Below are 12,069 nucleotides of genomic sequence, written 5' to 3'. Positions count from 1 at the left end.
GTAGCTCCGCTACGAGGACTCTCGCCCGGCACACCGAGAGCACGCACCGAACGCCGCTCCTTCTCCCACGGAGATCCATCAGAAGCCCCCTAGTGCCGTACCGGGCGTCGCGAGCCGGTGAGCCTTTCCGGTCACGGCACTGGCGATGGCCGGAGGCGCCCGGCCGTACCCGGGGCGCTAGTGGCGGCACCGGCTGACGTCGATGCGTACGACCTGCGGGTCGTGGTCGCTGGCCTGGTCGGCGAACTCGGCGTTGATGTGCACCACGTCGTAGTCGAAGTGCGTGATCGCCGGGCTGGTCAGGATGTGGTCCAGGGTCTGCGAGTTGCCGTCGTAGACGTAGGTGTAGCGCTGGTCGGCCGGCAGGGTGGTGATCAGCGGCTTGAGGACCTTGCCGGCCGTCAGGGTGTTGACGGTCTGCGAGAACTCGTAGTCGTTGAGGTCGCCCAGCACCACGGTCTTGGCGTTCTTGTCCGCCGCGAGCAGGGACTTGACGAACGCGTTCACCTCGGCGGCCTGCGCCTGACGCTGTGTCTCGGAGCTGCGGGCCGGCGGCTGGTAGCGGGAGTGCAGGGGCTGGTCGCCGCCCTTGGAGGTGAAGTGGTTGGCGATGACGAACACGGTCTCGCCGTGGAAGACGAACTCGCCCACCAGCGGCTTGCGGCTGTTGTCCCAGGCGTCGCCGGTCGGGTCGATGCGCCCGGGGGAGTAGGTGAGACGGGCGCCCTTGCGGGTCTTCACCACGTCGGTGGCCGTGGTGGCGTCGCCGCCGGCCCGGTCGGTGAACGAGACCCGCTTGGGGTTGAACAGGAACACCTGACGGATGTTGCCGCCGGGCTCGCCGCCGTCCTGGTTGTTCGTCGGGGCGACATAGCGCCACTGGTAGCGGGGGCCGCCGGCCGCGCGGATGGCGTCCGTGAACCGCTTCAGCGTGGCCTCGGAGGTGACGGTGCCGTCGTTCGTCGCGCCGTTGTCGTCCTGGATCTCCTCCAAGGCGACGACATCGGGGGAGTTGAGGTTGACGGCGACGCCCTGGGCGAGCCGGTCGATCTTCTCCTGGGCGTCCAGCGCGTCCAGGTTCTCCACGTTGTAGGTGGCGACCGCGAGCTCGTCGCCCTTCTGGCGGCGGGTCACCTCCGGCTTGAGCCCGTTGTCGACCAGGGCGCCCAGCTGGGTGGCCTGGACGTTGTAGCCGCCGTAGGCGGAGTAGTCGAGCGGCCCGGTGGTGGCGCCGGACAGCTCGTCGCCGACGTCGGCGACGGGGAAGGCGGCGGCGGTGTCGAGCGACATCACCTTCAGCCGACCGGTGCCCGGCTGGTCGTAGGACGAGTAGAGCGTGCCGCCGCGGGGCGTGGCGCTCTCCTCCGGCTTGACAGTCACCCACAGCTCGCCGTACTCGTTGCTCGCGCCGACGACACGGGCGTCGGAGAACGAGACGCGCATGCCCTCCGTCGACTCGAAGAAGTCCTGTGCGTAGACGGCGGGTTCGAGCGGGAGCGACTCGATGCTGCCGCCGCCGGTGGTGGGAATGTAGGCGTCCGGAACGCTGCTCGCGTCCGCGGTGACGGCGGCGGGCAGGGCGTTCCCGCCGGACAGCACGGTCGCCGTCGGCGCGGTGAGCTCGGTGAGGGACTGGCTGGTGCTGCTCGGGTAGTACTCGGTGACCTTGCCGCTGACCAGCACGGAGTCCCCGACGGCCACGGTCGGCGCGGCGGACCCGGTGTAGACGAAGACGCCTTCGCTGGTCCTGGGGTCGGCGTCGGCCGCCGGATCCTGGATCCAGTACCCCTTGGACCCGGTGGTCCGCACGCCGGTGACGATCCCCGGCACCCGGGTGACGGTCTGTCCGGCGAGCGGGGAGAGCCGGGTGGCGCCCTGGATGTCGTGGACGCGGACGGTACCGGGGGTCGTCGAATCGCCGTCGCCGTCGCCGTCGCCGTCGCCGCCGCCCGAATCCGGGGTCTGCCCGGCGGAGTTGACGGGGGACGGCGAGCCGGACGCGAGATCGACGGCGTTGTCGTCGGTGTCGGCGAGGGCGGCCGCACGCGAGACGGAGGCGGTGTTGGAGGCCCCGGTGACCGGCCCGCTCCCCTCCCGCACGACGGCGCTGCCGTACCCGACCAGGTCGACGATCCGGCTGTCGGCGGCGCAGTCGGCGGCGGTCTTGCAGGTCAGCGCGGCGGTGCCGGAGACGAGCGCGACGGTGCCGGTGGTGGCGCTCATCGCGATGGACCCGGTGGCGTCGGTGGCGGGCAGGGCGACGGTCCCCCCGGAACCGGCCCCTTCGCCGACGAGGAACCGTCCGCCGGGCGCGACGCTGCCGCTGAGCGCGGTGACCTGCCAGGTCGAGGAGGCGGACGGCGAGCCGGGCAGGTACTGCACGCTGTATCCGGCCAGGTCGTAGGCCGCCGCGCCCGCGTTCCCGAGCTCGACGAAGTCCCTGGTCAGGGTGGCCCCCGAGTTCCCGCCGCCGCCGTACACCTCGGAGATCACCGCGGAGGCGGACGGCGTCGCGTAGGCCGCGGGCAGCGAGGTGATGGCGAACGCGCTCGCCACACCCACGGATATGACCGCGTAGGCGGCACGGCGGGGTCTGTTGCCGACAGATCTGGACACGCTGGCGATCTCCTCGTACGTCGTCGTGTACGGCCGATGGTGGTGTGGGGAGTCGGCTCAAGTTACGCGCGTAGAGAGGCGGTCGCCAAGAGGTCGTAGGTTAAATCCGGGGAACGGGAAGGTGAGTTGAGCCGGGCGTGTCGGAGTCGCGGCCGGAGCGGAGCCGAGCCGGAGCCGAGCCGGAGTCAGCTGGGAACGATCGGGGTGTCGTCGTTGCCGGTTGGGTCCAACCGGCTCGGCTGAGGGTGGCTCAGGTCGACCCGGTCCACCGCGAACGGGATGGCGAAGAACAGACCGAGCACGGCCGGGAACCCGATCCACCAGGGAGCGTCGACCCGGTAGAGCCCGATTCCGGCCACGACACAGGCGACCGTCCCGAGGACGGCGACGGCGGTGCCGAGCCCTGCACCGTGGTCTTGCCGGAAACAGTGTGAGCACCAGCGCGACGAGCAACTGCCCACGAGGCGCGGCAGCTTCATCCCGCCGACCCTCTGGTACTTGACGTGCGGGCGCTCCAGCCCGAAGCGCGAGAAATGCACGAGGCGTCGGCGGCGGCGCAGGCACCAGCGTTTGTCACAAGGAGAGCTGCCGAAGACGATCTCGCCCCCGGCGGCCCGCACCACCTGTCGGTGCATATGTTTCGGGCGTGCCGTGCCTGCCGGGGCGGCAGCGGCAGCGGTGCTGACGGTGGTTGCCGGACTCGGACTGCTGAGCACGGCGACGGGCTCGCGCTCCTCCTGGTGCGGCCGCCGGCGCGCGTCGTCGCGTTCGGCGGCGTACTGGTCGGCGCGGGCGCGTTCGGCCGCCGCCTGCTGGTCGGCGCGCTGTCCGGCGGCTTCGGCGGCCTCACGGCGTCGGCGTTCGGCACGGTGGTCGGCCTCGGAGGCGGCGGCGGAGGCATAGGCGGCGTCGCGCTGTTCCTGCAGCCGCGCGTTGGCGGCCAGCGTGTCGACGTGGCGCTGCTGGAAGTCGGCGAGTCGGCCTTCGAGTGCGGCGAGCCGGTCGGCGTAGGCGGCGAGTCGGACCCCGTGCGACTGGAGGTCGGCGAGTTGGCGCTCGACGGCGATGAGCCGGTCGGCGTAGGCGTCGACTTGGGTCGCGTAGTGCCGGAGGTCGGCGAGGTCGGCGAGGTCGGCGTTCGCGTGTGGGGCGGGCCTGCGTTCGAGTGCGGCGAGTCGCTCGGCGTGGGTGGCGAGTCGGTCGGCGTGCCCCTGGAGGTCGGCGAGGGCCGACTCGAGCTCCGGCAGCGAACCCCCTCGCGGCTCGGCGCCGGCAGCCGTGTGGTGGATGTGCAGCTCACCGATGTTCGTGACCCGACTGTCCGGGGCGCACGCGGAGTTCTCGACGCTGCCGCCGACCCCGATGGCGTCGGGGCCCACGTGCAGACGGCGGGGGCCGTCGGCAGGGGAGGCGGGGACGGGGTCGGTCTCGGCGGGGCGTTTTCTGCGGGGCCAGGGCTGCGCCATCATCGGCGGCTGTCGTCCCCGAAGGCGTTGTCGACGATGTCCCCGACGGCGGCTGCCGAGTCCCGCCCGGCCTGAACGTCACCCCTGCCCGGCTGACCGGCGGGCCGCCGCCGGGGCGTGCGCGGCCCCGAGACCACGGCGCCGTGCCCGATCGCGTTCCCGATGAGGTCCCCGCCGGCCGCGACCCCACCGCGCTCGGCCCGCACGAGACGCTGGGAGCCGTCTGCGTCGTCTGAAGCACCGTTCAGAGCGAGCACGGAGATCACCACCCCGGCCAGCCCGACCACCGCACCGACGACGCTCGCCACCTGCCCCGCGGCATTCAGATCCCCCAGGACGGCGAGCGACACCAGCCCTGCCGACCCCACCCCCGCCACCCCCACGGCGGTCCACACGGCACCCCGGCTCGGCCCCACGATCCCCATCGACCCCTCCCACCGCCCATTCCGAAGAAGCGCCCACAGAGTCCCACCGCGCAACTCCAACTGCGGGGAGAACAAAGGGACATCGCAAAAACCGGTCAGCAGACGCCTCACACGATCACGTTCAAGCACTGGGCCGGACGGCCGAAAGGGCGGCACCCCGGATGGGGCGCCGCCCTCTTTTTTGCCTGGTCAGGCAAGTTGAGGCCGTGGCGGGAATCGAACCCGCGTAACTCGCTTTGCAGGCGAGCCCCTAAACCACTCGGGCACACGGCCAGGTCGGGAGGCGGGGGTTGAGGTCCCGTTCCGAACTCGGTGTCCTGACCGTACGGGGCGGTCGAGACGTGGCTCAAGAGGTGCGCGTGCGTCGCAATGGGACTGCCATACGCCGTTCATGAAACGGGGGGCGAGGCGGATGCGGCTGACGGCCTACGACCAAGGTCCCTGGGGGAGCCCGCCTTCCGACAGGGGTCAACGGCGGTTGTGGACCTTACGCTGGCGGCCATGGCTGCCCTCGAACCCCGCGACGCCGGTGTCGCAGACGACCCCGTTTCCTCCGCAGTGGAGAGTCACCCTGAGACCGAGACCGAGACCGAGACCGAGACCGAGACCGTCCTCGGGAGGTCCTGTCGGGCCCTCACGGTCGGGATCGTGTCCGTCGTGCTGCTCGTCGCCTTCGAGGCGACCGCCGTGGGAACGGCCATGCCCGTCGCCGCGCGGGAGCTCGACGGGGTGTCGTTGTACGCGTTCGCGTTCTCCGGGTACTTCACGACCAGTCTGTTCGGGATGGTGTTCGCCGGGCAGTGGTCGGATCGGCGGGGCCCGCTCGGGGCGTTGGGGTGCGGGATCGGCGCGTTCGCGGCCGGGCTGCTGGTGTCCGGGAGCGCCCAGGGCATGTGGGCGTTCATTCTCGGGCGGGCCGTGCAGGGGCTCGGGGGCGGGCTGGTGATCGTCGCTCTGTACGTCGTCGTCGGGCGCGCCTATCCGGAGCGGCTGCGGCCCGCGATCATGGCCGCGTTCGCCGCGTGCTGGGTCGTGCCGTCCGTCGTCGGGCCGCTGGCCGCGGGGACGGTGACCGAGCGGCTCGGGTGGCGGTGGGTGTTTCTCGGGATACCCGTCCTCGTCGTGCTGCCGCTTGCGCTGGCGCTGCCTCAGATACGGCGGCGGGCCGGCGGGCCCGCGGAAGGGACGACCGGGGCGGGCTTCGATCGGCGGCGGATTCGGCTCGCCCTCGGTATCTCCCTCGGGGCCGGGCTTCTTCAGTACGCCGCCCAGGATCTGAAGCTCGTTTCGGTGGTGCCGGGCGCCGTCGGCGTCGCGCTGCTCGTGCCCGCCGTGCTGGGGCTGCTGCCGCCCGGTACCTGGCGGGCGGCGCGCGGGCTGCCGTCCGTCGTGCTGTTGCGCGGGGTGGCCGCCGGGTCCTTCATCGCCGCCGAGTCCTTCGTGCCGCTGATGCTCGTGACCGAGCGGGGGCTGAGCCCGACCCTCGCCGGGTTCTCGCTCGCCGCCGGTGGCGGGACCTGGGCCCTGGGGTCGTGGCTGCAGTCCCGGCCGCGCGTGGAGCCGTACCGGGAGCGGCTGATGGCGCTCGGGATGGTGCTGGCCGCCGCCGCCATCGCCGCCGCGCCCAGTGTGCTGATCCACTCCGTGCCCGCCTGGATCGTGGCCGTCGCCTGGGGGGTCGGGTGCTTCGGGATGGGGCTCGTCATCTCCTCCACCAGCGTGCTGTTGCTGCAGCTCTCCGCTCCCGAGAAGGCCGGGGCCAACTCCGCCGCGCTGCAGATCTCGGACGGGCTGTCCAATGTGCTGCTGCTGGCCGTCGGGGGAGCCGCCTTCGCGGCCCTCGGCGGGGGCGCCGTCTCGCATACGGCCACGACGGCCGCCGGGTCCTCGCATCCGGCCGCGTTCGTCGCCGTCTTCCTGCCGATGGCGGGCGTGGCGCTGGTGGGGGCGTGGGTGACCACACGGCTACGGGCCGGTTGAGCTGCTGGTGCCGGTCTGCTCCCCACGCGTTGGTACCATTCTGGTATGGCTATGAACCTGCGTCTTCGCGACGACCAGACGGAAGCTCTGAAGCTGCGCGCGGAGCAGGAGGGCACCAGCATGCACGCCATACTGCTCAGGGCGGTGGACGATTACCTGGCAAGGACGGCTCACGAGGTATTGGTCCGCGAGGCCGCGAAGGAGCAGACCGCCAAGTGGGCCGAGCTGCTGGAGCGGCTCAAGTGACGTACGTCTATCTGTCGGCCGAGGACGTCCTGGCCATCGCCCAGCTTGCGGTGGACGACCAGGACGTCCTTGTGCGTGACGTAGGCCTGCTGGAATCGGCTGTGCACCGCCCATCGGCTTCGATGTTCGGGCAGGAGGCGTACACCGACCTGTTCGACAAGGCCGCGGCGCTCCTGCAGTCCCTGGCGATCAATCGCCCCTTCGTCGACGGGAACAAGCGCACGGCCTGGACGTCGTGCGTCGTCTTCCTGGCTCTGAACGGTCTGCAACTGCGCCCGGACATCGACACGGCCGAACGCCTGGTCATCGCTGTGGCCGACGGCAGCGCGGACGAGGTCAAGGTCATCGCCGAGGTGTTGCGGGCCATGGCCGAACGGCCCATGTGACGTCGATCCCACCCGGGGCGACCCCACCGCGTTCACACGAGGGCCCTCCCCGGCCGCCGGTAGGGTGGCCCGGTTGTCATACGTAGCCGAGCCGCTCGACCACCCCACGGAGACCGTGACTACCGCCCGCCCGTCACCCGCCGCCACCCTCAACGGAGGGCCCTCCGGGCTCACACCTATGTCTGCCACCTCCACCGCCCACTCCCATCACCTCTCGCCCGCGTTTCCCGGCCGGGCCCCCTGGGGCACCGCCGGCAAGCTGCGTGCCTGGCAGCAGGGGGCGATGGAGAGGTACCTCCAGGAGCAGCCCCGCGACTTCCTCGCCGTCGCCACCCCAGGCGCCGGCAAGACGACGTTCGCGCTGACCCTCGCCTCCTGGCTGCTGCATCACCATGTCGTGCAGCAGGTGACCGTGGTCGCGCCGACCGAGCATCTGAAGAAGCAGTGGGCGGAGGCGGCCGCGAGGATAGGGATCCGGCTCGATCCCGAGTACAGCGCCGGGCCGCTCAGCAAGGACTACCACGGCGTCGCCGTGACGTACGCGGGCGTCGGCGTCCGCCCGATGCTGCACCGCAACCGCAGCGAGCAGCGCAAGACGCTCGTCATCCTCGACGAGATCCACCACGCCGGTGACAGCAAGTCGTGGGGCGAGGCGTGCCTGGAGGCGTTCGAGCCCGCCACCCGGCGGCTGGCGCTGACCGGCACGCCGTTCCGGTCCGACACCAACCCCATCCCCTTCGTGACGTACGAGGAGGGCAACGACGGGATCCGGCGGTCCTCCGCCGACTACACCTACGGCTACGGGTCCGCGCTCGCCGACAACGTCGTGCGGCCGGTCATCTTCCTCTCCTACAGCGGCCAGATGCGCTGGCGGACGAAGGCCGGCGACGAGATCGCGGCCCGGCTCGGCGAGCCGATGACGAAGGACGCGATCAGTCAGGCCTGGCGGACGGCCCTCGACCCGCGCGGCGAGTGGATGCCGAGCGTGCTGCGCGCCGCCGACCAGCGGCTCACCGAGGTCCGCAAGGCCATCCCGGACGCCGGCGCGCTCGTCATCGCCTCCGACCAGGACTCGGCCCGCGCCTACGCCAAGCTGATCCGGGAGATCACCGGGTCGAAGGCGACCGTCGTCCTGTCCGACGACACCGGCGCGTCCAACCGCATCGACGAGTTCAGTGGCAGCACCGACCGGTGGATGGTCGCGGTGCGGATGGTGTCCGAGGGCGTCGACGTGCCCCGGCTGGCCGTCGGGGTGTACGCCACCACCATCTCCACCCCTCTCTTCTTCGCCCAGGCCGTCGGCCGTTTCGTGCGGTCCCGGCGGCGCGGCGAGACCGCGTCCGTCTTCCTGCCGACCGTGCCCGACCTGCTCACCTTCGCAGGCGAGATGGAGGTCGAGCGCGACCACGCCCTCGACAAGCCGAAGAAAGAGGGCGAGGAGGACCCGTACGCCGAGTCCGAGCAGGAGATGAACGAGGCGAACAAGGAGCAGGACGAGGACACCGGCGAGCAGGAGCAGTTCGCCTTCGAGGCGCTGGAGTCCGACGCCGTCTTCGACCGGGTGATGTACAACGGCGCCGAGTTCGGCATGCAGGCCCACCCGGGGAGCGAGGAGGAGCAGGACTACCTCGGCATCCCGGGGCTGCTGGAACCCGACCAGGTCCAGTTGCTGCTGCAGAAGCGGCAGGCCAAGCAGATCGCGCACAGCAAGAAGCGCCCGGACGCCGAGGCCGATCTGCTGGAGCTGCCGGCCGAGCGGCGGCCGGTCGTCTCGCACAAGGAGCTGATGGAGCTGCGCAAGCAGCTCAACACGATGGTCGGCGCGTACGTCCACCAGAGCGGCAAGCCGCACGGCGTGATCCACACCGAGCTGCGGCGCGTGTGCGGCGGCCCGCCGAGCGCGGAGGCGACGGGGGGCCAGCTGCGCCAGCGCATCGCCAAGGTGCAGGAGTGGGCGACCCGGATGAAGTGACGTCCCCGCCGAGCCCCCGGAACCCGTGACCCGGGGGCGCATGGGATGCCGTCACGCTCCGTACGTATCGGGATAAATACAAGTAGTCCATACCGGCCAATGACCGGATTCTGGACGGAGCCTTCCGCTCAGCGAACCTGCTTCGCTACTGTCCCGCTACGCACACGCCCCGTGGCAGCGCCGCCGCGGAGCGCAGCCGTGAAGCGACTGGGCCCGGACACGCCGGGCCCATCTGTCGATCGGCGGCCTCTGAAGCGCGTCACTGACGGGACTCGGTGACGCATCCGCCGCGACGGGGGCCCGCCGACCTCACCACTTAAGGAGTGGGAGTCGTGACCGCGGAGACCTCCCAGACGCTCGATCGAGGACTGAAGGTCCTCAAGCTGCTGGCCGACACCGACCACGGGCTGACCGTCACCGAACTTTCCAACAAGCTGGGTGTGAACCGGACCGTTGTGTACCGGTTGCTCGCCACCCTGGAGCAGCACGCACTCGTACGGCGTGACCTGGGCGGGCGAGCCAGGGTCGGTCTCGGAGTGCTCAGGCTCGGCCGACAGGTGCATCCGCTGGTGCGGGAGGCCGCCCTGCCCGCACTGCGCTCGCTGGCCGAGGACATAGGCGCGACCGCGCATCTCACGCTGGTGGACGGGACGGAGGCGCTCGCCGTCGCCGTCGTCGAGCCGACCTGGACGGACTACCACGTGGCCTACCGGGCCGGGTTCCGGCATCCGCTGGACCGGGGGGCCGCCGGCCGAGCGATCCTCTCCGCCCGGCAGAAGCCGGCGCCGCCGCCGAACGAGCCCGGCTACACGCTGACGCACGGCGAGCTGGAGGCCGGCGCGAGCGGCGCGGCCGCCCCGCTGCTGGGCGTGACCGGCGTCGAGGGCAGCGTGGGCGTGGTCATGCTCGCCGACGCGGTCCCGGAGCGCGTGGGCCCGCGGGTCGTGGACGCGGCACGGGAGGTGGCGGAGGCCCTGCGCTGAACGTCGTCGCGCAGACACAGCGGCTCGCGGCCGGACGACGACGACATCCGGCCGCGGGACCGCACACCTCGCCGCGTTAGATTGACCCCGTGCTCTCACGCCTCTCACGCCCCAAGGCCCTCGTCGTCTGCGCCCTGCCCGCCGTGGCGCTGCTCGTCACGGCCGCGTTCGCGCCGCTGCCGTTCGCGGTGGCGCAGCCGGGCATGACGGCGAACGTCCTCGGCGAGAACCAGGGCGCGCAGGTGATCACGATCTCCGGAGCGCCCACCCGGGAGACCAGCGGTCAGCTGCGCATGACGACGATCGAGGCGACCGGTCCCGACGCGGACGTCAGCCTCGGCGATGTGATCGACGGCTGGTTCCGCGCCGACCAGGCGATCATGCCGCGCGACTCCGTCTACCCCGGCGGGAAGAGCACCAAGGAGATCGAGCAGCACAACACCGAGCAGATGGAGCAGTCCCAGGACTCCGCGACCGAGGCCGCGCTGAAGTACCTGGACCTCACCGGCGACGACGACATCAAGGTCACGCTGAAACTGTCCGACGTCGGCGGCCCCAGCGCCGGGCTGCTGTTCTCGCTGGGCATCGTCGACAAGCTCGACGGCGACGGCAGCGGCGGCGACCTCACCGGCGGCCGCACGATCGCCGGCACGGGGACGATCGAGGCCGACGGCACGGTGGGCGCGGTCGGCGGCGTCGCCCTGAAGACGCAGGCCGCCCGGCGGGACGGCGCGACCGTCTTCCTGGTGCCGAAGGACGAGTGCGGCGACGCCAAGTCCGAGCTGCCCAAGGGGCTGCGGCTGATCCCGGTCACCACGCTCAAGGGCGCGGTGAGCGCACTGGTCGCACTGGAGAAGGGGACCGGCGCGGTACCCGCCTGTTGACCGGGCCGACAGCGCGCCTACTTCACGAACCCCTCCTTCTTCATCCAGTCCAGCGCCACCTGGTGCGGGTCCTCCCCGTCGACGTCCACCTTGGCGTTCAGCTCCTGCGCCACCTTGTCGGTCAGCTTCTTCGTGACGGGGTCGAGGACCTCCGCGACGGCCGGCCGCTTCTTCAGGGTCTTCGAGTTGATCGCGGGGGCCGCGTCGTAGTCGGGGAAGAACTTCTTGTCGTCGGCCAGCCCCCGCGGCCGCAGCAGCAGTTCGGCCAGTGAGGCGAGCCAGTCGACCAGCAGGGCCAGGGCGACGGTGAGGATCGAGCCCAGCACCAGCACCGGCATGCGCTGGTTGGTGATGCCGGTGGTGATCAGCACGCCCAGGCCGCCGCCCCCGCCGAAGGTCGCCAGGGTCGCGGTGCCGACGTTCAGGACGAGGGCCGTGCGCACGTCGGCCAGGATCAGCGGGACGGCGAGCGGCATCTCGATCCTGCTGAGCACGCCCATCGGGGACATGCCGATCCCGCGGGCCGCCTCCAGCAGCGTCGGGTCGTTGGCCTTCAGCCCCGCGACGGTGTTGGAGAGCACGGGCAGGACGGCGTAGGCGATGATGCCGATGAGGGCGGCCTTCATGCCACTGCCCAGCCAGATCACCAGCAGGGCGAGCAGCCCGATCGCCGGGGTGGCCTGACCCATGTCGGCGACGGTCATGACGATCGGGGTGGCCTTGCGGAACGCCCGGCGGGTCAGCAGGACGCCCAGCGGAACGGCGATGATCAGGACGAAGAACGTGGAGATCGCCGTGAGCTCCACCTGCTGCCACAGCGCCTTCGACACCTGCCCGTCGGACAGTGCGTTCTTGGAGATCGCGTCGAGGTCGGCCTGCTCGAACCACAGCCAGGTCGCGAGCAGCAGGGCGACGACGAAGGCGGGCAGGACGGTCAGCTTCTGCCAGGTGAGGCGTCGGTGGGGCGGCGGTGGAGGAGCCGGGGGCGGCGGGACCGCGGTCTGCGCCTGCTCCTCCGGCCGGAGAACGCCGTCCGGCCGGAGAACGCCGTCCGGTCCCAGGACGCCGTCCGGTCCGAGAGCGCCGTCCGGTCCGGGGGTCTCGTCCAGCT

10 protein-coding genes and 1 tRNA gene are annotated in these 12,069 nt (G+C 71.5%); 6 read left to right on the top strand and 5 right to left on the bottom strand.

Annotation, left to right across the window (positions count from 1 at the left end):
* Nucleotides 1–177: 177 nt before the first annotated feature.
* From AB0J04_RS28705 to AB0J04_RS28690, 4 genes are all read right to left on the bottom strand, one after another.
* A complete protein-coding gene (locus tag AB0J04_RS28705) occupies nt 178–2,616 on the bottom strand; it encodes an endonuclease/exonuclease/phosphatase family protein (protein ID WP_363171455.1) in 2,439 nt (812 codons plus the stop codon).
* A 185-nt stretch (nt 2,617–2,801) separates the two neighbouring features.
* Entirely contained in the window at nt 2,802–4,085 is a 1,284-nt protein-coding gene (locus AB0J04_RS28700; protein WP_363171454.1) for a hypothetical protein, read from the bottom strand.
* The gene (locus AB0J04_RS28695; protein WP_363171453.1) at nt 4,082–4,507 is read right to left on the bottom strand and encodes a hypothetical protein; all 426 of its coding nucleotides are present in this window, start codon (nt 4,505–4,507) and stop codon (nt 4,082–4,084) included. The genes AB0J04_RS28700 and AB0J04_RS28695 overlap by 4 nt, the downstream gene beginning before the upstream one ends.
* Before the next feature lie 201 nt (nt 4,508–4,708).
* Nucleotides 4,709–4,780 (bottom strand) — tRNA-Cys (locus AB0J04_RS28690).
* Between the two features lie 228 nt (nt 4,781–5,008).
* On the opposite strand from AB0J04_RS28690, the gene AB0J04_RS28685 reads away from it, so the two are divergent.
* From AB0J04_RS28685 to AB0J04_RS28660, 6 genes are all read left to right on the top strand, one after another.
* A complete protein-coding gene (locus tag AB0J04_RS28685) occupies nt 5,009–6,487 on the top strand; it encodes an MFS transporter (protein WP_363171452.1) in 1,479 nt (492 codons plus the stop codon).
* Between the two features lie 45 nt (nt 6,488–6,532).
* Complete coding sequence (locus tag AB0J04_RS28680) at nt 6,533–6,733, top strand: CopG family transcriptional regulator (protein WP_363171451.1); 201 nt, start codon at nt 6,533–6,535, stop codon at nt 6,731–6,733.
* The gene (locus tag AB0J04_RS28675; RefSeq protein WP_363171450.1) at nt 6,730–7,119 is read left to right on the top strand and encodes a type II toxin-antitoxin system death-on-curing family toxin; all 390 of its coding nucleotides are present in this window, start codon (nt 6,730–6,732) and stop codon (nt 7,117–7,119) included. The genes AB0J04_RS28680 and AB0J04_RS28675 overlap by 4 nt, the downstream gene beginning before the upstream one ends.
* 178 nt (nt 7,120–7,297) lie before the next feature.
* Entirely contained in the window at nt 7,298–9,091 is a 1,794-nt protein-coding gene (locus AB0J04_RS28670) for a DEAD/DEAH box helicase (protein ID WP_363171449.1), read from the top strand.
* Nucleotides 9,092–9,423: 332 nt separating this feature from the next.
* Nucleotides 9,424–10,074 carry a helix-turn-helix domain-containing protein gene (locus AB0J04_RS28665; RefSeq protein ID WP_351911782.1) on the top strand — a complete coding sequence of 217 codons (651 nt, stop codon included), beginning with the start codon at nt 9,424–9,426 and terminating at the stop codon, nt 10,072–10,074.
* A gap of 89 nt (nt 10,075–10,163) precedes the next feature.
* Nucleotides 10,164–10,958: a S16 family serine protease gene (locus tag AB0J04_RS28660; protein WP_363171448.1), complete on the top strand. Its 795-nt coding sequence runs from the start codon at nt 10,164–10,166 to the stop codon at nt 10,956–10,958.
* 17 nt (nt 10,959–10,975) lie between these two features.
* Here AB0J04_RS28660 and AB0J04_RS28655 read toward each other — a convergent pair whose 3' ends face one another.
* Nucleotides 10,976–11,896: an ABC transporter permease/substrate-binding protein gene (locus tag AB0J04_RS28655; RefSeq protein ID WP_363171458.1), complete on the bottom strand. Its 921-nt coding sequence runs from the start codon at nt 11,894–11,896 to the stop codon at nt 10,976–10,978.
* Between the last annotated feature and the right edge of the window lie 173 nt (nt 11,897–12,069).

Source organism: Streptomyces sp. NPDC050263 (assembly GCF_040655955.1).
In the GTDB taxonomy this organism is placed as follows: Bacteria; Actinomycetota; Actinomycetes; order Streptomycetales; family Streptomycetaceae; genus Streptomyces.
This window is presented reverse-complemented; position numbering and strand designations above follow the sequence as displayed.

Coding starts and splice junctions, on each gene's coding strand:
- AB0J04_RS28700 (WP_363171454.1), bottom strand. CDS start 4,085: ATGATGGCGCAGCCCTGGCCCCGCAGAAAACGCCCCGCCGAGACCGAC.
- AB0J04_RS28695 (WP_363171453.1), bottom strand. CDS start 4,507: ATGGGGATCGTGGGGCCGAGCCGGGGTGCCGTGTGGACCGCCGTGGGG.
- AB0J04_RS28685 (WP_363171452.1), top strand. CDS start 5,009: ATGGCTGCCCTCGAACCCCGCGACGCCGGTGTCGCAGACGACCCCGTT.
- AB0J04_RS28680 (WP_363171451.1), top strand. CDS start 6,533: ATGGCTATGAACCTGCGTCTTCGCGACGACCAGACGGAAGCTCTGAAG.
- AB0J04_RS28670 (WP_363171449.1), top strand. CDS start 7,298: ATGTCTGCCACCTCCACCGCCCACTCCCATCACCTCTCGCCCGCGTTT.